Origin of the sequence: Oricola sp. (assembly GCF_965230365.1) — a bacterium.
GTDB lineage: Bacteria > Pseudomonadota > Alphaproteobacteria > Rhizobiales > Rhizobiaceae > Oricola.
On the sequence record NZ_OZ246003.1, the window covers coordinates 3,391,108 to 3,412,630 of the forward strand.

Consider the following 21,523-nt stretch of genomic DNA (forward strand, 5'->3'; position numbering starts at 1 on the left):
AACGGAACATGAATGTCCCTATTGGGTCGGCATGGAGACCGCAACAGTGTCGGCGAAGGCCCGTTCACTGCTTCAGGCGATGATGATGGTCTTGCGCGCCTCGATTCCCTCGCCCGCCGCCAAGCTGAACTGGGCGACGCCGAGATCGAGTTGCGCTTGGGGTTGATCGAGGCCGAGCGAGGCGGCTTGCGCAGCATCGATCGTGATGGCGGTCGCGTTGGCTTCGGCTTCCCATACGACCGCGCCCGCCTCGCGTATCCGTGTCACGTAGCGCTCGATGTCCTCGCCGAGCGGCACGTCAGTTCCATCCCAGCTGTCCGCATCGACGCGGCTACGTCTTATCCAACCAAGCAGGATTGAGCCATCGGCCTGCCGGTCGGCGCGTAGATGCACTGGCGAAAGCGGCAATCGGGCTCTTACACCGCCTATGGCCGTCACGGTTTCGAAATAACGATCGGTGAACGGACGGCCTGCGGGACCAACACGCAGTTGCAGTTCAAGGCCGGTTTCCCAAGCTCTCAGCCCAACGGGCACGACCGCTTGGTCGAGCAAGACCGCCCGCGCGCCGGCCGTAGCGCCAGAGGCCATGGCGTCCTCCGTTCCGCCCTGGCCTCGCAACAGGCCTGACAGGCGCCACTGCCCGGCTGAGACTTCTTCGGCCGTTGCAAACTGCACGACCTCCCAGCCGCCGTCTTGTGTATGGATCGCGATAGAGTTTTGTCCGGCGAGCAGGTGCGCGCGCGAGACGCTCGAAAACTCTCCCGATGGGATCGATAACAGGATCGCATTGGCGAAATCGAGGCGTCCGGAGAATGAACCGGCGAGCGGCGCATCCAGCTTGCCCATGACGGCCGGCGCGGTGATATCGGTGCGATGCTCGAAACCGTCGGCGCCCGGCGAGATATGAACCGACTGAGCGTGCGGCGGCAATGACCAGGCCGCTATCTTGAACTGCTTCTCGGGGCTTGCGCCAGGTTGCAGTGGCAGGTCGATGGTGACGAAATCGGGCCTGCCGACAAGGTCGCCGGCAAAGGCGTTGGCGAGTTGTGCCGGGAGCGTTGCCGGTCTTGAGTTGACCGGACGGCTGGCGACCGGCATGGCCTCGATCGCCAGATGACCGCCGAGGCCAGTTCGCGTCACGATCCAGCGCTCATCAGGCGAGGAAGCAAGAGCGAAGCTGCGACCGGGCACCAGGTCGATATGGCGCAGCGGCAAGCCAAGACGGACTAGCCGCGATCTCGCCCATTGATTTGCCAACACGCGGTCGGCCAATGCCGGGACGACCGACGGGTCAGCCACGCATGGTAGTTCGACAGCAGACTGGCGATTGTGATCGGCCGCAATACGGCGGGAATATGCGGTCGCGGAGCGGTACCCGCTCAAGCCATCGCGATAGCCGACCACAACTTCGGTGGGTTGTTCGGCTTCCTCGCCATATACCGTGTCGACGAGCGGCTCGCCATCGATATCGGTCACCTCATCTTCGTCGATTTCAATGGCGGCGTTTGCGCCCTCCACTTCGAGCACCAGCTTGCCGCCATCCTCATAGGCGGCAAGGCCGTAGGTGATGGCCAATGGTTCGATGATGTCACGCGCCGCCGCGGGTTGCCCAATGATGATACCCTGTACAGCATCGGCCAACTGAAGCGACGCATCGTCAAGGCCGTGCCCCTTTATTATGTCAAGCAGTGTCTCTCGCAGTGGCGCGTTCCCCAAACGCCCGTTCAACCAGTGGCCGGTCGGCCAGTTTTCGCCATCGCCCCACGCATCTCCGGCCATCGGAAAGGCCGGAAAAGGGCGCGCATCCCAAGCCCAGCAGTAAAGTCGGGACGGATCGACCATCGCCTCGCCAGTCACGGTCGAGAGCGGATTGGCAACGATGCCGCTGGACCAGTGATCGTGATGCGCTTCCAGAAACGCCCGCTGTTCACCGTCGTCACGGCCGCCAGCGGAATACCATGGCAGGCTGCTTTCCGTAGATTTGGCGTCCACAAACACGTTCGGCTGGGTGGCGCCCTTGTCGACGGCCGGACAACCGATCTCGGTCATCCAGACAGGTTTCGACATCGGCACCCAGCCACTTGGCTGTGCCGCTTCGACGCCGCCGATGCGGTCGTAATGCTGATTTGACCACCAGCTTGTCAGATCCTTGTAGCGGAACACCCAGGGCTTTCCCACATCACCGTCGGTGATCGCAGTACGCAGTCTGTCGCGCCGGTCGCTGTCCGAAGCGTAGTACCAGTCATACCCCTCGCCGCCGGCAATCGCGGCGCGAAATGCGGCAACGTCCGAGGCATGGCGTGCACCGTCCGGGTTGGCTGCGGGATCGGCCAAGTCGGCGTCACGCCAATCGGAGACCGGCATGTAATTGTCGATCCCGACGGCATCGATATTGGCGTCAGACCAGAGCGGGTCGAGATGGAACAGGACGTCGCCCGTCCCGTCCTGCGGGTGATAGCCGAAATACTCCGACCAATCCGCGCCATAGGTCAGCTTGCACCCGGACCCGACCACCGCCCTGACATCGGCGGCGAGCGCTTTCATGCGGTCAACGAACGGAAACGCGGCAGTGTCGTCGCGCACCTGCGTCAGGCCGCGCATCTCCGAACCGATAACAATGGCGTCGACACCGCCCGCAGCAACTGCGAGATTCGCGTAATGCATAATTAAACGCCTATATCCATTTGAATTATTGTAGAAATCTCCGATTTGCTGAGCCGCATCTATAGTTTTATCTGCGCTTGATAGTTGACCAATAGCCGGATCGCAGGTCACGCGGCCGCGCCACGGATAGGCGGGCTGGAAGCCGTCCGACCAGGGATCGGGAAGGCTGTTGGTGGCCGGCACATCCATCATCAGGAACGGCGACAGCGTAACCTTCAGTCCGCGCGCCTTGAGGTTCTGGATTGCTGCAATCACGCTGGCATCGGTCGGGGTTCCGCCATAGGCCGGCCTGCCGCCATGGGCTGAAACGACATGCGTGCCCGACGCGTCCCGGTCCAGCCCGTCGACGCTCCACGGTTCACTCTCGCCGCCTCCCGATGTCGAAACGACACCCGGCCGGATCCGGCACTGGCCGGCGCGCAGATCATCGCCGAACCAGGCCACGATCAGGTTGACGTGTTCGAGGTTCGGGCAAACCGCCTGCAACTCGTCGATCGACGCTTCGAAATCCGATTCCGCATGCAGCACATGACGGTTCAGCTCACGTGTTTCGCCCTTCCTTGCGGATGCCGTCACAAGCGCCGGCTGGTAGCCATGTTCAGTGGAACCCGGGATCAGACACATGGCGCGGACCTGCTGTTCCAGCGCCCCAACCGCGCGCACCACCTCGACCTGGATCTGCGGAATGCGATTGCCGAACCGGTCGAGCGGCAGGCGCTCGAGAACCAGATAGGCGAGATTGCGGTAAGCCGGCGTGTTGCCAATGCCCTGTTTCGCCTCGATCAGCGGATCGGCGGGTTGATCGGCGTCGCCCTTGTAGACCCGCATCGTCAGTCCGGTCAGGTCCAGTTCCTTGCCGTCCGCCCAGACGCGCTTGATCGCCGAAACCGGCCCTTCGCAGAGGCCAATCGCCACATTGGCGAAGTAGGAATAGGTCCTGACCTTCGGCCCGCCACCCTTGGCGCCTTGGCGCTCCGTCGAGACGGTTTCCTCGAAACGGGTCGCCCAGATGACAGTGCCGGAAATCCTCGCCTGACCGAAGATGCGCGGCACAGACACGCCCTCCTCGGCGGTCAGTGGCCGCGCGCCGGCCAGCCGTGCGCCCTCGATCCGGCGAGATGATCCGAACAACGCATTGTCTACGGCGTATCCGGCCAGGCTGCCGGCTGCTGCACCGAGCGCTGCACCGACAGGACCGAATATGCCACCGACAAGCGTGCCGGCGGCTTGCAGCAACAGGGTCGCCATGAGTGTCTCCTGCTGAATTACGGATTGGGAAAGGCAAACGCGCCCGCGATGCGGCGGCGCCAATACGGTACCAGCGCCGACAGCGCGACGGCGTGCCCTTCATAGGCATGTATGATGCGGTCTCGGGCCGCGAGGATCGCTAGATGCTTGGCCGCGGCATGTGGCTGCCAGCGAAACACCAGGATGTCCCCCGGCTGCATCGCGCCGCAATCGAGTTCCAGGCAGTGCCGCCTCGCCGCTTCGATCATCGGATCGCCGGTTGCGGTTTCCGCCCAGTCCGGCGAATAGCTGGCGGGCAGCCTGAGCTGTGCGCCATAGAGTTCCCGCCAGATGCCGGCGACAAGGCCGAGGCAGTCGCAGCCGACGCCCTTGCGGCTCGCCTGGTGCCGGTAAGGCGTGCCGATCCAGCTTTCTGCGATGGCCAGTGCGCGGGCCCGGGTCGTGTCAGGGGATGATCGGTCCGCCATCGAACTCCGTCTCGCCGTCGACATAGGTGAGTGCCGCATCATTGCCCGGGATATGCGGGAAACCCTGGAAATTCAGCGGGTTTGAAAACTTCGCCTTGCAGGTCGAAAATGCCTTGTCGCAACCGGCGACGACATTGAAAGTGTCGCCCGGCGCAATCCCTTCCAGCTCCGGATCAAATAGGCGCAGCAGCCGTTCGCCGGTACTGGCGGTAACTGAAACCGACAGAACCGTATCGGAGAGCCCGACACGCGCCCCGGTTGTCCAGCTCAGCCTGCCGAGGTCGAACCATCGCTCGGCGTAACCGGCAAGACCGGATACGGTAACCCCGCCCCCACCGACGGCGACGACCGAGCCATCCGCTGAATAGGCTGGATCGGACACGTCGAATCCGCAGCGAGCATCGCCAAGATCAGCGTCGCAGCTTCGCATGAACAACCGTCCGCGTTCTTCGTCGAGGCGGGAGGTCATGCCCCGCAACTCGACACGAAACGCGCCATCCATTGTCCGGACTTCGCCGACAACATGACGGGTCAGCAATGCATGGTTCGACGGGTTGGACCAGTTGACGAGATACCGCTCGATACTGGCCCCGTGATACTTGCCGGCGCGAATGTCGGCTTCGCTGATCCGGTCCGACGACAACGCGCCGACGACTTCCGAAGTCCCGGCGGAAAGACCAAGTTCGCTCTCGACATCGCCGGCCGAAAACCCCGTCGCCGGCTCGCACACCGTTTCGTTCAGGTTCAACGGCTGGTCATGGTCGGTAAAGCCGAGCACCATGCCGTCGCGCCGGTTGACGATCCAGCAATAACAGACGGTCGTCGTCGGCTGGCCCAGATGATCCGCCAGCGCCTGTGGCAGACTGCTCATTCAAAGACCTCCACCAGTTGGATAGCGGCGATCTCGCCAGCCTCGAATGACACCTGTGTCACCGGCAATTCGTCATTGCCGAAGCGAACCGGTACGTCGAACTCGAAACCCGCCGTCACCGCGACGCCCATCGCCGGCGGGGCGGCCAGCGTGACAACTCCAGTCAGCGCATCGATGGTGAAATCGGCGGGGCTGGCCAGTTCCTGCCCGCCGACAGCAACGCGAACGGTGGCGGAAATTGGTTTTGTCACCAAGCGTCCCGTCGCGAGAGCAAGTTGGTACGCGGTTGTCGATCCGTCACCGCTGCCGATCGTCACATCAAAGGGGCCAATCGCCTGACCTGGTGGCGCGGATAGGTGATCGACCGGATCGCGGAAGCGAAATCCGTGCAGTGGACCGCCACGCTCCTCGAAGAAACGCGACAGCGTGTGCAGGTCCGCCAGCGCCTTGACCCCGGTTGCGATCGTGTATCGCCGTTTCGACCGAGACCATCGGGCATTCCGCTGTTCTTGGCCGGAGGCCAGGCGTACGATCTCAACCCTGCGTTCCGGCCCGCCGCTTGCGCCAAAAGCCAGGCGAGCCGGGAAACTCACATCGTGAAAAACCATGGCGCGTCCTCACATCGTACGTCGGCCGCGTACCACGGCGCGTACCAAAGCCGCGGAGACCTGGGCCTCGGATTTTCGAAACGAGGCGGCGTCCGCCGTTGAAATGGACACGTTGATCGTCACCGGTGCGGCTGCGCCGCCGGCCGAGACGCCGAGATTGCCGTCCGGTCCGCGCCGCAAGGGCAGGATTGCTTCCGCCCCTGCCTCTCCCATCAGGCCGGTACGGCCACCGGGCAGCGGGAAATAGGATGGTGCTGCGATAACACCTCCGCCAGCCAGAGCCGCGCCCGTTCCGACGATTCCGCCTTGTGCGAAAGGCAAGACGCTGCCGAGCCCGCCAATCGCCCTGCCGAAAAAGCCATTCAGCAGATTTTGCAGCGGTGCCAGACCGGAACTCAGCGCGTCGATCGCAAGGCTTCGCCCGATGGACCGTAACGTGTCTTCAAGCGAGCGGCCGGAAACTGCGGCTCCCTTCAGCGCTGTCGTCAAAGTCGAACCAAACGACGACGCCTGGCGCTCCAGCGATGCGAGTGCGGTTTCGAAACCGCTTGTGTCCGCGTCAATCGCGATGGTCAGATGCTCGTCCAAGATCGTCTCCTTCTGTCTTTGCCAAGCCGCCATCTGGATGGCGGCGCATCATTTCGTCGAGTTCTCCCCTGCCCGGCGGCCGGTGAGCGCCGTAGCCGAGCGCGCGCATGGCGGCGGCCAGTTCGCGCGGTGTCGTTGCCCAGAACTCGGCGGGCGAGAGGCGCATCGCGCCGAGGCCGAACGCCATCGCCGCATCCCACGGAAACTGGTCATTCCGTCGCGTCGGCACCGAAAGTCACCTGAAGCAGTTCCGAGACGATCCGCGCATAGCCGGCCGCGCCACCTTCGGCCTGCATCTCGGCGACTTCTTCGCGGGTGAATGTGTGGCCTGCTCCCTTGAGACCGGCATGGATGATTGTCAGGAGATCGTCCGCCGACAAATGGCCCGTCGAAAAGCGCTGCGTCAGCGCAAGCAGATCGGCCGCACCGAAATGGGCCTCAAGCTCGGCCAGCGCACCCAGTGTCAGACAAAGCGCTCGTTCCTTGCCGCCGAGGTCGGCAGCGATTTCGCCACGTTTCCTATTGATCAGCATCACAGCACCGTAAATACCAGTGCGGAACCGGATTCCAGCGCAATGTCGAATGTCACCTCACCGTCATGGCTGCCCGCGTAATCGAGGGCGGTGATCTGGAAGCCGCCTTCGATGGTGCCGAAGTCTGGAACTACCAGTTGCGCGTTGGTCACCGCACCGTCGAAGAAAGCCTGACGCACCAGTTCGTCGGACGCTGCGTCCTTGAAGATACCGGAAGCCGAGATCGAGGCGCGTTGCACACCCGCGCCGGCGAGCAGTTCGCGCCACCGTCCTGCGGATTGCGAGTCCGTTATGTCGACCGATTGCGTGTTGAAGCTTATGCGCTTGGCGCGCAGGCCGGCGACGGTCGCAAAAGCCGCGCCGCCAGCGTCCCAGAATTTCAGCAACAGGTCCTTGCCGCGTTGCGATGCCATCGCCGCGTTCCTCCTTGTTCGTCGTATTTATTTTGATCAGTTGGCCGGTTCGCTCAGTACGCGAAAACGCGACGTCACCCGCCAGGCTAGTTCGGCCGCGACATAATCGGCCTGGGCCGAGGTTGATCGGAGCAGCACCAGGCGCGTCGTCCCGTGGATGCCGGAAAGCCCGGCAAGTGCTGTCTCGACCCGTTCGGCCAGCGCCAGTACGTTGGCGCGGCTCGTACCCTCGGACCAGCAGCGTATCGTCACCTGATGGTCGCAGCCGGGAACATCATCCGTGCTCCAGTCGCGAGCCGAAACACCACCGATCACGACAATGGGTAGCGCGAAATCAGCCGGGACGAAATCAGCGATCTGCTTATCGCTGCCGAGCAGCGCGACAAGAGCACTATCGTTCTTGAGCGCTGAGACGATCGCCGCCTGCAGGTCATGTGCGGCTTTGCTCATGGCGCTCCTCCTTTCTCGCGTTGGTTTCCCGGCGAAGCGTACGGGCTTCCTCAACGCGGTCTTCGGCGAGTGCTTCTGTGCGCGCACCAAGCGCGCGGATCAGGTCATCCAGCGTCATACGCATAGCGAGCTTCATGATCAGGCTTCCTTTTCGCGGGTCAGGCACAAGAAATACCGTCGCGTTTCGTCGAGATCGCGCAGCGCACGGATCTCGAACAGCCGCGTGCCGGCCAAAAGCCGCCTGCCGACTTGCACTCGCTCGTCTCGGCGCAGAACGATCCGGTGTGTGATCTCCGCCGTCTCGCGGTCGGCGGTGCGGATCGGCACGGCGGACGCTGCCTCGATGTGGGTCCAGACCGCCGCAACCTCTGTCCAGGTTTCGATCTGGCCGCCGAGTTCATCGGCGACGCGATTGGCTTCTTGGAGCACCATGCGATGCCGTAACCTGCCGGGATCGAAATACGACGTCCGCATGGTCAAAGCGCCAACTGACGGAAATGCCGCGTCAGCCGGGCATAGAGCGCCGGCACCGACACGGGCTGATCGGCGGCATCGAAGACACCGCGAAACTCGTACCAGTGGGCGACCAGCACCAAGATCGCGCGCTTCAGCATGTCAGGAACATCTGTCCCGGCCGTGCCATAACCGGCGTCGAAATCGACCTCGACACCATTGGCGAATGACGCTGCAGCAACCGTGTCGGCGATCCGCAGGCGTGCCGGCCGCGTGACCAGATTGACGAAGTAGTCGGATCCGTCGAGAATGCCGGGGTTTCCATCCCGATCGTAGACGGTCACAGCGACGATGCCGCGCACCGGCGTTTTCAGGAATTGCAAAACCCTGTCGCACGGCACGCAATCGAAATGCGCGCGCCAGCGCTGATCGATCAGCGCCTGGCCCGTGTCGCGCTCCAGATAGGCGGTCGCAGTGTCGATCAAAGCAGTGATCGCCGCGTCCTCGTCATTGTGTGTGACGCGCAGGTGCCCCTTGGCATCGGCGAGCGACAGCGGCGGCGCGGCCGGCGCCGTGACAAGTGAATAGGTCATAGTGAGTTGCTTCCAGATGTGGGGGCGTGACGGCCCCGGCCTCTGAGAAACCGGGGCCGCATTTGGGCGCTCGAAACCGATATCCGCCGGCATTCCGCTCAACTGAATCTGCGGCCGGATCCGGCGATTATCGAACGGATCAGGAAACGCCGAATTTCAGGAACTTGATGGCGTCGAAATCCTGCATGCCGCCGCCGACGCGCTTGGTCGTGTAGAACAGCACGTAGGGTTTGGCTGAATAGGGATCGCGCAACACCGAGACACCGGTCCGGTCGACCACCAGATAGCCACGCCGGAAGTCGCCGAAGGCGACCGCCAACGCATCGGTGCCGATATCCGGCATGTCCTCGGCCTCGACCAGCGGGAAACCCATCAGCGACGCCCGCTGTCCCGCGGTGGCAGGCGGTTGCCAGATATAGTTTCCGTCGGCATCCTTCAGCTTGCGGATCGTCGACTGGGTCTTGCGGTTCATGACCCACGACGCATTCTGCCGGTAACCGGCCTTGGCCGCATAAACCGTGTCGATAAGCACGTCGGACGGGTCGCTGGCCGGCAGCGCGCCGGCGACACCGGTGGCCACGTAGCCGATATTGCCCCAGCTCCAGCTCGCCTCTGCGACCGCGGAGTAATTCAGGAAACCCGTCGGCTTGTTGACGCCGTCGCCGGCGACGAAGGCCGTGCCCTCCTGCTCGGCAAAGGCGGCATCGACCTCGGACGCAATCCACTGATCGATATCGACGACACTGTCTTCCAGAAGCGCGGGCGTCGCCGCCGGCATGGCGTAGAGTTCCATGGTCGGAAATTGCAGCTCGGCCAGTGTCGACGCCGCCGTCTCCGGCCTGGCAGCCGTCTCGCCGACCCACCCGACTGCGGGACCGGCGATCGAGTACGGCTTCTTCAGAACAGAACCCGACACCTGCCGCACCGAGGCGATGGCGCGGATCGGCGAGATGTCACGCAGCCGTGCGCCGATCGCGGCTTCGGTCTCCGGCGGCACCAGATAGCCGCCATCCGGGCCGGAGCCGACGCTCATCGCCTTGCCTTCCAGCGCCTGGATGGCGCGTTCGTCGCCACGCCGCACATAGCCCTCGAAGGCGCGCTTGTGCTCGCTCGGTTCCGGCCCGTTGCCGCCGCCCAGCGCCGGCCGTGTCTGCTTGCGCGCCAGATTGTCGAGCACGCGTTTCTGCTCGGTCAGCGCCCGGTCGATGCGCTCGACCTTGTCGACGGTCACAGCGTCCTCGCCAACGCGGCCCTCGATCTGCGCGAGCCGCTCGTCATTGGCCTGCTTGAACTCGTCGAAGGCATGCATGAAGTCGTCGAAGGCCTCGGCGACGTCGCCGGTCGCCGATTTAGCCTCCGGCGCGATTGAGATGTCCTGTTTCATCGGTTTCTCCGTGTCTGTTGCAGATTGCGGGCGGCGGCGCGGATGGATTGCGCAAGGTCAGCCTCCCCTGTCGGCGCGCCATCCCGGCGGCGCCTGAGCGACGCGAAGCCGCCGGCAATCACCGCCTTGGCTTCGCTTCTGGTCAGCCCGGCGTCCCGCACGAGCCAGCGTTCGAATTCGCGTTCGGTGGGCAGGCGCGCCGCCTTGACGGCGGTGACGCGCGCCTCTGGCAGCATCGGGAACGTGACGACGGAGACCTCCCACAGATCGGCCTCCAGGATGCGGCGGACGCCAGTGCCTGCGTCCTTCTTCGCCCGCACCGTCTTGAAGCCGATCGACAATCCGTCGAGGCCGCCATTCTTCAACAGCGCCAGCACCTCGCGGCCCTTGGCCACCTCGGTCGATATCCGGCCCTCCACATAAAGCCCGCGCGCGTCCTCGCGGATCGCCGTCCAGCGGCCGATCGGCTGCGCCGGATCGTGCTGGAACAGCATGCGAATGCCGCCTGCCCCGCGTCGTTCCAGCGAGCGGGCGAAAGCGCCGCGCATCACCGCATCGCGGCCGAGATCGACCGTGCCGAACACGCTGGCGTAGCCGGAGATCGCCCCGGTGCCGGCTTCATCGGCAAGTTCGACGCGGTTGAACTTGCGCTCGCGCGCGCTGAAGTCAGCCGTCATTGCCGCCCTCCCGCCGTTTGCGTCCGGCGACCAGCCGGTCGCCGAGCCGCAACGCAAAGCCGATCGCCCACCAGACCGACAGGCTGGCGAGCGCCGAGCCCATCAGCGCCAGTTCGGCGGCCGACAGCGCATCCTCGATATCGAGCCTGGCGGCGACGGCGACGCCGGCTGTGCCGCCGAAGACCAACCCGCCGGTCATCGAAACGAGGAACCGGAGTGCTGCCTCACGCCTTCCGGCGGGCAGCAGATAGGCCAGCGAGATCGCCGATCCAGCGAGCGCACCCAGCCCCTTGGCCAGCCACAAGCCTGCGGCTGGCGGCAGTTCGGTCATGGTCATGATGTCTCCTGTCGTGGTCTTCTGCCGCGCGGCGGGTAGCCGACGGCTTCGCGCTTCTCGTCGTCGGTCAGGAATGTCGCCCGTTCGAGCCTTGCCCACAGCGCATCGCGCTCGCCGGACAGGCCCTGAACGGCATCGAGATCGGGCACCAGGCGCACACCGGCATCGAGCCAGCGGGCAAAGGCGTCGGCGGTACGGGTCGCCAGCGGCAGCACCGTCAGGCGATAGAAGGCGCGATTGGCTTCCTGGTAATTGGCGTAGGTGTTGTCGCCGGGGATGCCGAGCAGCATCGGCGGCACCCCGAAGGCGAGCGCGATATCGCGACCGGCGGCATGCTTGGCGGCGATAAAATCCATGTCCTTGGGACTCAGCCCCATGGCCTTCCAGTCGAGCCCGCCCTCAAGCAGCATCGGCCGGCCGGCATTGGCCGCACCGGCATAGTTGTCCTGGAATTCGCGCTTCAGCCGTTCCCGTTGCTCTGGGGCCAGTGTACCGCCCTCCTGCGGCGCATAGACCAGCGCGCCGGATGGCCGCGCCGCATTGTCGAGCAGCGCCTTGTTCCAGGCGGCTGCGGCATTGTGGATGTCCAGCGCCATTGCGGCGGTATGCAACGGCGCGAGGCCGCGCAGATCGTCGAGCGGATGAAACAGCGCCATCTGCATCAGCCGCGATGTGCCGTCCGGCTCCTCGAAGGCGATGCGGCGGGGCGTGCCCGCCGCCCGGTAGTCGACGCCGACCGGCCAGCCATCGGCGCCGGCGATGACCGAAACCCGGTCGGGCCGCAAAATGTAGAGGGCCTCGCCGGCCCCCTCGCCGCCGCCACCGCCGGTCCGTTCGACAAAGGCGTTGCCGGACAAAAGCAGGTGCCCGTAAAACGACTCCAGAAAGGCCGCCGTGGTGTCACGCCCGTTCGGGTTGGCGAGCAGCCGCATCGCGGCGCCCTCGTCCGCTGCGTCGGCTCCGTCGGCGGCAACCCATGGCACGGCCGCCGCGGCTTCCGCGATCATCCGCACACAGCGATGCACCACCGGATTGCGCATGAAGCCCTCGCGCGCAAGCGCGCCATAGGAGGCCGAGGTCCAGGCGGCTGCACCGATACCATGCATGGCGAGATAGCCGGCGGACGCCGTCTTGGCCTCGCCGGGCCGGGCATGCGCCGGCATCGTCCGGCTGCGCCCGAACATGCGGGCGAGCAAGTTTTTCTGTCGCATCATGAAGCTGCTCCAGTCTGTTGTTTTTTCTGTGTTTATTGTTTCTCGAAACGACGACCGGACGCTACAATCCGGTGATGCGCGGCTCGCCGCGCCCTGGCGGTATCAACTCGCTGATCGCCCAGACCAGCGCGTCGAGCCGGTCCGGCGAACTCCCCGAGGCAAGCCCGTTGTTGGTAAATGCGCACATCTCGTCCTCGAGTTCGGCGAGACCGCGCGCATGCGTGACCCGTTCTCGCGCGTAGAGCGCGGAGACCGGCTCGGCGCGCAGCCACTTGCTGCGGCTCGCATGCGCTTTCTTCAGCGCCACATCGGGCCGGACCTGACGGATCACCGCTTCGACCATGTCGCCGCCCTGGTTGACTTCGGCCAGCATCAGGTCCGCCTCCAGACTGTCATAGAGCGCGACGGCGCGCTGCGCCCAGACCGCGGGCCTGGCCGAGCGCAGGCTCGCGTCGGCCAGCACATGGGCCGTCCCGTCGGCGCGCAACCCGGCGGCAACGATCCCGCAGGCGTCCGAGGTCGTCTTGGCTCCGGCCGGCGGATCGACAGCGACGACGATGCGGCGCAGGTCGCCCGGCGTGGCGCTTCGCAGCGCATCGAGTTGTTCCCGTGTCCACAATGCGCCCTCGGCCTCTTCCAGCATCTCGGCATTCAACTCCTGGCGTCCGAGCGCGGTATCGCCATAACGAGCGCGCATCGCATCGAGGAACGCCGGCGCAAGGTTCGCTGCGTTGTCGAAGGTCGCGCCGCGCGTTACTACGGTGCCCGCGTCGGCGATCAGCTCCTTGAGCAGCTTGCGCGGCTTCGGCGTCGTCGTCACGCAGGCGCGCGGCCTGTCGCCGAGCCTGAGGCCGAACATCGCCATGTCCCAAGCCGCGTTCAGATATCGCCAGGCAGCCAGTTCGTCGGCCCATATCCGGTCGTGCTGCGGGCCGCGCAGCCGCTCCGGCTCTTCGGCCGAAAACAGCATCGCCGCCGCGCCGTTGCGCCAGACGACACGCCGCAAGGATGGCTGAAAGACCGGCCTGCCGATGAGCGCTCCGTTCTCGTCGGTATCGGTTTCGGCGCAGACCGAAAGCAAGCCGCTTTCGCCACGCACCATGATATCGCGCGCATCCGCCATCGTCGGCGCGATCAGTCCGACCCGCGATGCGCCGCGCATGATTTCGCCGCGCACCCATTCGGCGCCGGCGCGCGTCTTGCCGAAGCCACGCCCGGCCAGGATCAGCCATATGCGCCAGTCTCCCGGCGGCGGCATCTGGCTTGCACGGGCAAACAGCCGCCATTCGTGGCTAAGCAGCACCGCGGCAAGGCTGTCATCGCCCGTCCGCAGCGCCGTCAGCGCTTCGGCCGGCAAGCTGTTGATCAATGAGGTCATCGAGCGTCTTTCGCGCTTCGGCGATTGCCGCCGGGGTCAGAAGAACTGGCTTGTTGTCGTCGACGTCGGCGCGCCTGCCACAGGTGGGGCAGACCGGGCCTGTCCGCGATTGACCGAGCGCGCCCTCGCTGCGTTGCGCCGCCTCTGCCTTGGCGGCGAGCCGGGCCGCCCTGCCCTCGCCAAGCGCCGCCAGGTAGACGGCCTTCACATGCGGGCAGCGGTTGAAGAAGTTGCGCACCGTGCATTTGCAGACACCGAATGCCCGGCCGCAGCCGTCATGCGATGCGCCTTTGAGCCCGAGCTGGCGGAACCGGTCGATCGTCTTGGCGTCGTCGTTGAGAAGGCGCGGCGGACCGGGCCTGCGTGGAACGTCATCCATGTGGCGAGCCTTCCTTTGTCGGTGACCGGGTCTTGTCCGTACCGCCCAACAAAAAGGGCCGCGATGCGAACGGCATCCGGCCCGGCGGTCGTTTCGACCCATTTCTGCGATTGTGCCAACACTCTACATGAGGACCGTCACGCCGTCAAGGACTTTTTTCCTATTTTTGATCTGGCATGATGAGCAATGCGGACAGCCTTATCCGGCCACCTCATCGCCTTCCGCTACCGTGTCCAGCCAGGCCAGCATGTCGTCGACCTCGCGGTCCATAAAGCCGCCTTCGGGATAGGCGTTGGCGATCACCGAAGCGCCCTGGCTGCGCGCCAGAACATGCAGCGCCAGTGCGTCGGCGTCCGCTCCGCGCCCCATCTCCTCGAAGCGCTCCCGCAGCCAGTCGCGGAACACATCGAACAATTGCCGCGCGCCGATCTGCGACGGATGGCCGAGCTTCGACAGTTCGGAGAAAAGCGTGCCGACCGGACAGCCGCAGTCGAGAATATCCTGCCGGTTGGCCTGCAGGTTGCGGATGAAGAGCGCGATGCCCTCCTTCGGCGATGCGCTTTGCGCCGCCCACCCATCCAGCAATTCGCGGCGCTCGGCGATCCGCCGCTCGATCACCGCCTCCAGGATCTCGTCCTTGGTCTTGAAGTGGTAGTAGAAATTGCCGCGGGAGATGCCGACGAGCTCGGAGACATCGGCAAACGACGTGTATTCATACCCGTGCTCGTAGAAGAGCCGGTCTGCCGCCGTGATGATGTTCTCGCGTGTCGAGCTCGCCGCCATGTCAGTCCTTCGGGTCGATCTGTCAGGCCGCCGGCCGGAGACCTTCGCCGGCGAACGGGTAGTCGGTATAGCCTACGCCATCGCCGCCAAAGTATGTAGTCTGATCGATCTTGTTGAGCGGCAGGTTCTCGCGGTAACGACGCACCAGATCCGGATTGGCCAGAAACGGTGTGCCAAAGGCCACCAGATCGGCATCTCCGCCGGCAATCGCCTGTTGGGCGCGATCCTGATCATAACCGTTGTTGGCGATGTAAGTACCTTCGAAACGGTCACGGATCTTGCGGTAGTCGATATTGCGCGCATCGCTCAACATGTCGCCCTCCAGAATGTGGAGATAGGCCAGCCCGCGTCCCGACAGCGTCTCTGCCACATGCTCGAAATGCGCCTGTGGTGCACTGTCCGACATGCCGTGGAAACTGTTTTCGGGCGTCAGTCGTAGTCCGACGCGACCGGCCGGGAACACCTCTTCGACCGCAGCCAGCACTTCCAGCAGGAAGCGCATGCGGTTTTCCAGCGACCCGCCATAGCCGTCGTCGCGCTGGTTGCTGCCGTCGCGCAGAAACTGGTCGATCAGATAGCCATTGGCGCCATGCACCTCGATCCCGTCGAAGCCGGCGGCAAGCGCGTATTCCGCCGCGGTCTTGAACTGGTTGACAACACCGGCGATCTCGTCCGTTTCGAGCGCGCGCGGCGTTACGAAATCCTGAAAGCCTACCTTCGTATAGGATTGCCCCGCGGGGCGGATGGCGGACGGCGCGACGGGCAGCGCGCCGTCCACCTGGTGGCTCGGGTGCGAAACGCGGCCGCAATGTTGCAACTGCGCGAAGATCCGGCCGCCTTTCGAATGCACGGCATTGACAACACGCAGCCAGCCCGCCGACTGCTCGGCGGTGAACATGTTGGGCGTGTTCGGATAACCGAGCCCCTGGACGGAAACTGGTGTCGATTCGGAGATGATCAAGCCGGCCGATGCGCGCTGGCTGTAGTGCTCGGCCATGATGGCTGTCGCCACGCCGTCCTCGGTCGCGCGGTTGCGCGTCATCGGCGCCATCACCATGCGGTTCTTCAGTTCGATGTCGGCAAGTTGATAGGACGAAAACAGGTCTGACACGGGGCTTCTCCATCGTTAGGTCGGTTGTCCTAGAGCGAAATTAGGACGCTTGCCCTAGGAGCGCAACGGCAGGATCTTGCGATGGCGGATCACGAAACGGTGATCGCGCCGCAAGGCAATTCTGCGTCAACCGAAAATGGAACGCTTATCGGAGTGTCGTTTCGCTCAGCATTTGCCGGAACGGCGCAACGCTTGACCCGCCATATGGCAAGACCTATAAGACATGCTATATTTTAGGGGTAATAATTATGAATACTCTCCCGACTGCCGCGGCCGACATCGCTTTGCACACCACCCACGACGCCGAGGAGCGCGACGGATTGACGGCAGCGCTGACACGCGTCGCCCTCGACTGGGGCCTGACCAACGACGAGGCCGCCGCGCTTGCCGGCGTCGCGCCGCGCACCTGGTCGCGCATCAAGGATGGAACCTTTCGCGGCACGCTTGGCCAGGACCAGATGATGCGCGCCAGCCTGCTGATCGGCATTTATACCGGCCTGCGCGCCTTGATCGACGGGCCGCTGACCCACAACTGGCCCAAGACTGTAAATGCCGGTTTCGAGGACCATACGCCCGTCGCCATGATGATCGAGGGCGGCATTCCCGCCATGCTGATGATCCGCAACCATATCGACGCCCTGCAAGGCGACGCCTGATCGCGATCCGGTTGCCATCACCCGGCGGACCGGTGCCCGATTTGCGATTGCCTGTGCACGCTTCCCTGGCTAGATGTGAGCTTTCGGGAGGTTGTCCAGGGTGGATTGAATCGCTCTAATTGGCGAATTCAAACAGGGAAACGGATCATGCCCGTTGTTCTTGGGCGCACACAGAACGCCCCATATACCAAGGCACAAGAATGGTGGCCACCGCCCCGCTGACGGCGGCCCCAGCCAGCATGTGATATCGAACAAAGGACATGACAATGACCGCAGTGGATCAGCTGCCCGAGCAGCGGATCGTGCGTGTGACGTTTGCGGACGGCACGCATGGCGACTACCCCTTCATCTGGCTTCGCGACAACTGTCCGACGGCCTGGCATCCTGAAACCCACGAGAAGGTGCAGGACCTTCTGCGCATCCCGGCAGACATCGCGCCCCGCGACATTAAGCTTCGCGAAAGCGAGGTCGAAATCGCTTGGGACCGCGACAACCATATCAGCCGGTTTGCACTCGACTGGCTGGCCGACAACCGGCCGGGCCGTGTACTGGCCGATCCGGCGGTCGTGACGTCTGCCGTTTGGCGCGGCGACACGACCAAGGCGGATTTGCCGCGCGCCGACGCCTCTGCCCTGCTCTCGGACGATGGCGCTCTGTATGATTGGCTTGCCGCCGCCAAGGCATGGGGTCTGGCGCTGGTCGACGGCCTTTCAAGCGATCCGGAATCGGGCATGGCCGTGGCCCGGCGCATCGGCTTCTTGCGCGAGACCAATTTCGGAAAGACGTTCGAAGTCAAGTCGAAGGCCAATCCGAACAACCTCGCCTATACGGCGGTTGCACTGCCGCTGCACACCGATCTCGCCAATCAGGAGCTGCCGCCGGGTTTCCAGTTCCTTCATTGCCTCGCCAACGAGGCAGTCGGAGGCGGCTCGGTGTTCGCCGACGGCTTCGCCATCGCCGCCGATCTGCGCGCCACCGATCCGGCGGCCTTCGACCTGCTGTCGCGGCGGTCGGTGCCGTTTCGGTTCCATGACGTCGATCACGATATCCGCCAGCGACAGACCGTGATCAGGCTCGACGAGTACGGCAATCCGGCCGAAATCTGCTGGAACGCGCATCTTGCCGGGATTTTCGACATGCCGGCCGAAACCCTCGCCGACTATTATGCCGCCTATCGCGCGCTGATGGCGGCAACGCGCGACCCCGCCTACTCGGTCGAATTCACGCTCAAAGCCGGCGAAATGGTCGTCTTTGACAACCGTCGCGTTCTGCATGGGCGCGCGGCATTCGACCCGACGACCGGGTTCCGCTATCTTCACGGCTGTTATGTCGACCGCGGAGAATTCGACAGCCGCATGCGCGTGCTTGCACGCGCGCGCAGGACGAACGGACACTGAAGAGGGAGGAGCCCGCCTTGAATACCGCACCACCACAGATCAGCCGCTTTGCCATACCGGATCTGGCCGACATGCCAGACGATATCCGCGCCCGGATCGAGGTGGTACAGGAAAAGGCGGGCTTCGTGCCCAACGTGTTTCTGGCGCTGGCGCACCGGCCGGACGAGTTCCGCGCCTTCTTTGCCTATCATGACGCGCTGATGGAAAAGGATGGCGGGCTGACCAAGGCGGAGCGCGAGATGATCGTTGTCGCCACGTCGGGCGCCAACCAGTGCCAGTATTGCGTAGTCGCGCATGGCGCGATCCTGCGTATTCGCGCCAAGAACCCGCTGATCGCCGATCAGGTCGCCGTCAACTACCGCAAGGCCGACATCACGGCACGCCAGAGGGCCATGCTGGATTTCGCGATGCAGGTCGCACTTGCCGCCCATACCGTCGGCGACGCGGATTTCGCGATGCTCGCCGAGCATGGTTTCGACACTGGCGATGTCTGGGACATCGCGGCGATCGCCGCCTTCTTCGGCATGTCCAACCGGCTTGCCAATGTCAGCGAGATGCGGCCGAATGACGAGTTCTACATGATGGGACGCGGCTGAACGGCTGCGCGGCCGGCGCGGCGCGACGATCCGCCGCTCGCGCTGCCGGCGCGATTGCGTTAATGCACCGAGATGACCGAGCGTCCCTTTCAGGATTCCGACTACCCGCCGATCCCGCCGACCGTCACGGGGCCGGCTGGCAAGTGCCCGCGCTGCGGCCAGGGCACGATCTTCAACGGGTTTCTCACACTGCGCGACGAATGCGAGGTCTGCGGGCTCGACCTGACCTTTGCCGACACCGCCGACGGGCCGGCCTTTTTCGTCATGCTTGCGGCTTCGGTACCAGTGCTCGGTTTCGCGTTGTGGATGGTGCTTTCGGTGGAGGCGTCCTACTGGCTCACCGCGCTTCTGACGCTGCCGTTGCTGGTCTTGTTTTGCGTGTTGCCGCTGCGTGCGGTGAAGGGTTGGCTGGTCGCCAGCCAGTATTACTACCGCGCCAGGGAAGGTTCGATCGACCATCGTCCGTAAAGGAAAACCTTGTTTCGCCGGCGCGGATGGGGCATGACAGTGCCCGAAGGGGCAGAATGTAGTCTGCAGGGCACCCGGTACTGGCCATATGGAAAATCCGTTTCGCACCGGCGCCTCCGAAAGCAAGAAGCAGCCGGTTAAAAAACCGTCTGTACTGCTGGAGATCGACGCCTGGATCGACTCCACCCTTTACGAGTCCCGCTTTGCCTATGGCGAGTTCTGGGAGGAAGTGGTTATCTTCTTCCGCAGGTTCCGCGCGCGCGGCCTCCCCCGCGCATTCGCCGAGTTTTTTAGCGAGGGGCTGACGCTTGGCGCGGGCGGCCTTGTCGTTATGCTGGCGCTCGCGCTGCCGGCGGCCGACGAGATCGCCGGGAACTGGCGCAGCCAGGGCGATTTCGCGGTAACCTTCCTGGATCGCTACGGCAACGAAATCGGCAAGCGAGGCATTCTCCACAGTGACGCGGTTCCGGTCACAGAATTGCCCGACCATTTCGTAAAGGCGGTCTTGGCGACGGAGGACCGGCGCTTTTTCGAGCACTACGGACTGGATTTCTTCGGCCTGGCCCGGGCCATGACGGAAAACGTCCGGGCGAACTCAGTTGTCCAGGGTGGCTCGACAATCTCCCAACAGCTCGCCAAGAACCTGTTCCTGTCCAACGAACGAACGCTTGAACGCAAGATCAAGGAAGCGTTCCTGTCGCTGTGGCTCGAGGTCAATCTGACAAAGGAAGAAATCCTCAAGCTCTACCTCGACCGCGCCTATATGGGCGGCGGCACCTTTGGTGCGGCGGCGGCGGCAGAGTTCTATTTCGGTCGCAGCATCCGCGATGTCACTCTAGCCGAGAGCGCCATGCTCGCCGGTCTGTTCAAGGCACCGGCAAAATACGCCCCGCATATCAACCTGCCTGCCGCGCGCGCGCGCGCCAACGAGGTTTTGACCAACCTCGTCCAGGGCGACTTCATGACCGAAGGGCAAGTGGCCGGCGCCCGGATGCATCCCGCCGATGTGGTGCTGCGCGATACGGTGGAAAGCCCCGACTATTTCCTCGACTGGGCGTTTGACGAGGTCAAGAACTACATCCTCGACAACCGCCTGCCCTACCGCTCGCTTGTCGTCCGCACCACGCTTGACCAGGATTTGCAGCGCGCATCGGAAGAAGCGGTGCAATTCTTCCTGCGCCAGAATGGCGAAGAGTATAATGTCTCCGAGTCGGCCGTGGTCCTGATCGAGACCGGCGGCGCGGTACGCGCGATTGTCGGCGGGCGTGACTATGGCCTCAGCCAGTTTAACCGCGCCACCCACGCGGAGCGGCAAGCCGGATCTTCCTTCAAGCCCTATGTCTATGCGGCGGCGCTGGAGACCGGCCTGACGCCGGAAGATGTCATTTCCGACACGCCTGTAACGTGGCGTGGATGGTCGCCGCAAAACTACAATCGCCGGTTCGCCGGACGGATCAATCTTGCCACCGCCCTCGCCCGCTCGATCAATACCGTACCGGTCCGCCTCGCCAAGGATCACCTCGAGGGAACGGAACCGATCGTTGAACTCACGCAGGCCATGGGGATTACGTCGCCGATCGTTCGCCACCACACGATGGTGCTCGGCACGTCCGGCATGACAGTGCTCGACCAGGCAACCGGCTATCTCACCTTCGCCTCCGGCGGGTTTGCCGATCAACGCCATGCGTTTACCCGGATCGTCAACGGACGCGGGGAAGTGCTGTTCGAGCAACGCGACACGGACTTCAAGGGTACCCGAGTGCTCAGCGAGGAAACCGCCATTTCCATGAACCAGATGCTGGCCAACGTTCCCGCATGGGGAACAGGGCGACGCGCCGCGCTGAAAATGACGACCGCCGCCGGCAAGACCGGAACCACACAGTCCTATCGCGATGCGTGGTTTGTCGGATACACGGGCAACTACACCGCCGCCGTATGGTACGGAAACGACAACTACCAGCCGACCAACCGCCTGACGGGCGGCCGGCTTCCGGCCATGACCTGGCAGAGGATCATGGAATATGCCCACAACGGCATCGAACTGAGGCCTATTCCGGGCGTACCACAGCCCGACATTCCGGAAGGTGCCGCGGACGCCGTCGCCGAGAATGGCGACGGACCGGCACGCCGCGAGCGCCCGCGGACGCTATCCAGCGCCATGACGGACTTCATCCAAAAGCTGGCGGACGATTTCGAACGGGCACCGCAGGTCGGCACCGACAGTCTGACTGTCGCGAGCACGGGAAAACGCTGAT

General features: G+C 64.1%; 25 protein-coding genes. 5 read left to right on the plus strand and 20 right to left on the minus strand.

Going from position 1 to position 21,523, the window contains the following annotated elements:
* Nucleotides 1-72 precede the first annotated feature (72 nt).
* The 20 genes from ACO06R_RS16460 to ACO06R_RS16555 form a co-directional block, all read right to left on the minus strand.
* A complete protein-coding gene (locus ACO06R_RS16460; RefSeq protein ID WP_421852447.1) occupies nt 73-3,912 on the minus strand; it encodes a baseplate multidomain protein megatron in 3,840 nt (1,279 codons plus the stop codon).
* Between the two features lie 17 nt (nt 3,913-3,929).
* The gene (locus ACO06R_RS16465; RefSeq protein WP_421852450.1) at nt 3,930-4,379 is read right to left on the minus strand and encodes an NlpC/P60 family protein; all 450 of its coding nucleotides are present in this window, start codon (nt 4,377-4,379) and stop codon (nt 3,930-3,932) included.
* Nucleotides 4,357-5,250 carry a DUF2163 domain-containing protein gene (locus ACO06R_RS16470; protein ID WP_421852453.1) on the minus strand — a complete coding sequence of 298 codons (894 nt, stop codon included), beginning with the start codon at nt 5,248-5,250 and terminating at the stop codon, nt 4,357-4,359. The genes ACO06R_RS16465 and ACO06R_RS16470 overlap by 23 nt, the downstream gene beginning before the upstream one ends.
* Nucleotides 5,247-5,858 carry a phage distal tail protein, Rcc01695 family gene (locus tag ACO06R_RS16475; RefSeq protein WP_421852456.1) on the minus strand — a complete coding sequence of 204 codons (612 nt, stop codon included), beginning with the start codon at nt 5,856-5,858 and terminating at the stop codon, nt 5,247-5,249. Before ACO06R_RS16475 ends, ACO06R_RS16470 begins: the two co-directional genes overlap by 4 nt.
* A 9-nt stretch (nt 5,859-5,867) precedes the next feature.
* The gene (locus ACO06R_RS16480; protein WP_421859464.1) at nt 5,868-6,449 is read right to left on the minus strand and encodes a phage tail tape measure protein; all 582 of its coding nucleotides are present in this window, start codon (nt 6,447-6,449) and stop codon (nt 5,868-5,870) included.
* Entirely contained in the window at nt 6,418-6,675 is a 258-nt protein-coding gene (locus ACO06R_RS16485; RefSeq protein ID WP_421852458.1) for a rcc01693 family protein, read from the minus strand. The genes ACO06R_RS16480 and ACO06R_RS16485 overlap by 32 nt, the downstream gene beginning before the upstream one ends.
* On the minus strand, nt 6,656-6,982 hold the full coding sequence (locus ACO06R_RS16490; RefSeq protein ID WP_421852461.1) for a gene transfer agent family protein: 327 nt from the start codon (nt 6,980-6,982) through the stop codon (nt 6,656-6,658). The genes ACO06R_RS16485 and ACO06R_RS16490 overlap by 20 nt, the downstream gene beginning before the upstream one ends.
* A complete protein-coding gene (locus ACO06R_RS16495) occupies nt 6,979-7,392 on the minus strand; it encodes a phage major tail protein, TP901-1 family (RefSeq protein ID WP_421852464.1) in 414 nt (137 codons plus the stop codon). The genes ACO06R_RS16490 and ACO06R_RS16495 overlap by 4 nt, the downstream gene beginning before the upstream one ends.
* 36 nt (nt 7,393-7,428) lie before the next feature.
* Entirely contained in the window at nt 7,429-7,842 is a 414-nt protein-coding gene (locus ACO06R_RS16500; protein ID WP_421852467.1) for a DUF3168 domain-containing protein, read from the minus strand.
* Entirely contained in the window at nt 7,823-7,978 is a 156-nt protein-coding gene (locus ACO06R_RS16505; protein WP_421852469.1) for a hypothetical protein, read from the minus strand. Before ACO06R_RS16505 ends, ACO06R_RS16500 begins: the two co-directional genes overlap by 20 nt.
* A 2-nt stretch (nt 7,979-7,980) precedes the next feature.
* Nucleotides 7,981-8,316 (minus strand): phage head closure protein, encoded by a 336-nt coding sequence (locus ACO06R_RS16510; protein WP_421852472.1) that lies wholly within the window; start codon nt 8,314-8,316, stop codon nt 7,981-7,983.
* A gap of 2 nt (nt 8,317-8,318) precedes the next feature.
* Nucleotides 8,319-8,888, minus strand: coding sequence for a head-tail connector protein (locus ACO06R_RS16515; RefSeq protein WP_421852475.1), 570 nt, complete (start codon nt 8,886-8,888; stop codon nt 8,319-8,321).
* Nucleotides 8,889-9,027: 139 nt separating this feature from the next.
* On the minus strand, nt 9,028-10,272 hold the full coding sequence (locus ACO06R_RS16520; protein WP_421852478.1) for a phage major capsid protein: 1,245 nt from the start codon (nt 10,270-10,272) through the stop codon (nt 9,028-9,030).
* A complete protein-coding gene (locus ACO06R_RS16525) occupies nt 10,269-10,949 on the minus strand; it encodes an HK97 family phage prohead protease (protein ID WP_421852481.1) in 681 nt (226 codons plus the stop codon). Before ACO06R_RS16525 ends, ACO06R_RS16520 begins: the two co-directional genes overlap by 4 nt.
* The gene (locus ACO06R_RS16530) at nt 10,939-11,280 is read right to left on the minus strand and encodes a DUF6107 family protein (RefSeq protein ID WP_421859466.1); all 342 of its coding nucleotides are present in this window, start codon (nt 11,278-11,280) and stop codon (nt 10,939-10,941) included. Before ACO06R_RS16530 ends, ACO06R_RS16525 begins: the two co-directional genes overlap by 11 nt.
* 2 nt (nt 11,281-11,282) lie before the next feature.
* On the minus strand, nt 11,283-12,470 hold the full coding sequence (locus ACO06R_RS16535; RefSeq protein ID WP_421859469.1) for a phage portal protein: 1,188 nt from the start codon (nt 12,468-12,470) through the stop codon (nt 11,283-11,285).
* A 91-nt stretch (nt 12,471-12,561) separates the two neighbouring features.
* Nucleotides 12,562-13,878, minus strand: a complete 1,317-nt coding sequence (locus ACO06R_RS16540; protein ID WP_421852484.1) for a DNA-packaging protein — start codon at nt 13,876-13,878, stop codon at nt 12,562-12,564.
* A complete protein-coding gene (locus ACO06R_RS16545; RefSeq protein ID WP_421852487.1) occupies nt 13,817-14,257 on the minus strand; it encodes a hypothetical protein in 441 nt (146 codons plus the stop codon). The genes ACO06R_RS16540 and ACO06R_RS16545 overlap by 62 nt, the downstream gene beginning before the upstream one ends.
* A gap of 198 nt (nt 14,258-14,455) precedes the next feature.
* A complete protein-coding gene (locus ACO06R_RS16550; RefSeq protein WP_421852490.1) occupies nt 14,456-15,040 on the minus strand; it encodes a TetR/AcrR family transcriptional regulator in 585 nt (194 codons plus the stop codon).
* A gap of 22 nt (nt 15,041-15,062) precedes the next feature.
* Complete coding sequence (locus ACO06R_RS16555; RefSeq protein WP_421852493.1) at nt 15,063-16,151, minus strand: alkene reductase; 1,089 nt, start codon at nt 16,149-16,151, stop codon at nt 15,063-15,065.
* A gap of 248 nt (nt 16,152-16,399) precedes the next feature.
* Here ACO06R_RS16555 and ACO06R_RS16560 point away from each other — a divergent pair, with 248 nt between their 5' ends.
* The 5 genes from ACO06R_RS16560 to ACO06R_RS16580 all read left to right on the plus strand — a co-directional run bounded on the left by ACO06R_RS16560 (nt 16,400) and on the right by ACO06R_RS16580 (nt 21,522).
* On the plus strand, nt 16,400-16,807 hold the full coding sequence (locus ACO06R_RS16560) for an antitoxin Xre-like helix-turn-helix domain-containing protein (RefSeq protein ID WP_421852496.1): 408 nt from the start codon (nt 16,400-16,402) through the stop codon (nt 16,805-16,807).
* Between the two features lie 266 nt (nt 16,808-17,073).
* A complete protein-coding gene (locus tag ACO06R_RS16565; RefSeq protein ID WP_421852499.1) occupies nt 17,074-18,204 on the plus strand; it encodes a TauD/TfdA family dioxygenase in 1,131 nt (376 codons plus the stop codon).
* A 17-nt stretch (nt 18,205-18,221) separates the two neighbouring features.
* Entirely contained in the window at nt 18,222-18,800 is a 579-nt protein-coding gene (locus ACO06R_RS16570; RefSeq protein WP_421852502.1) for a peroxidase-related enzyme, read from the plus strand.
* Nucleotides 18,801-18,872: 72 nt separating this feature from the next.
* Nucleotides 18,873-19,268, plus strand: a complete 396-nt coding sequence (locus ACO06R_RS16575) for a DUF983 domain-containing protein (protein WP_421852505.1) — start codon at nt 18,873-18,875, stop codon at nt 19,266-19,268.
* An 88-nt stretch (nt 19,269-19,356) separates the two neighbouring features.
* Entirely contained in the window at nt 19,357-21,522 is a 2,166-nt protein-coding gene (locus tag ACO06R_RS16580) for a transglycosylase domain-containing protein (protein WP_421852508.1), read from the plus strand.
* Nucleotide 21,523 lies beyond the last annotated feature (1 nt).